Annotated in this window: 1 protein-coding gene; it reads right to left on the bottom strand. The window is 64.3% G+C overall.

What is annotated here, in order from left to right; genetic code table 11:
- Nucleotides 1–34 precede the first annotated feature (34 nt).
- A partial coding sequence (locus EU513_RS15620; protein ID WP_136622862.1) for a transposase occupies nucleotides 35–269 on the bottom strand: 235 nt, incomplete at its 5' end.

A 269-nucleotide genomic window follows, 5' to 3' on the forward strand; every position in this document is an offset into this window, starting at 1 on the left:
GGCTCTCCGCATTTGAGCGGGGCGTGTGCTGATTTCATGCTGCTGGTCTCTGCCCTCGGGTGAGGGCGATGTGGACCATGATGCGCCTTCGGTAGTTGTCCATGTTGGTGAAGCCGCATCCGACACGCTTGGTTTGCTTGATGATCCGGTTGAAGCCCTCGGTGCGGGCGTTGGTCACGTCCTCGGTGAGCGCGACGAGCACCGCTGGCCACCAGGTGTCGCTCGTGGTCGCTAGGCGGCTGGTTTCCTCCATGTCGGCGCGGGCGGCG

It is taken from the genome of Yimella sp. RIT 621 (genome assembly GCF_004146205.1).
Lineage (GTDB): Bacteria > Actinomycetota > Actinomycetes > Actinomycetales > Dermatophilaceae > Yimella > Yimella lutea.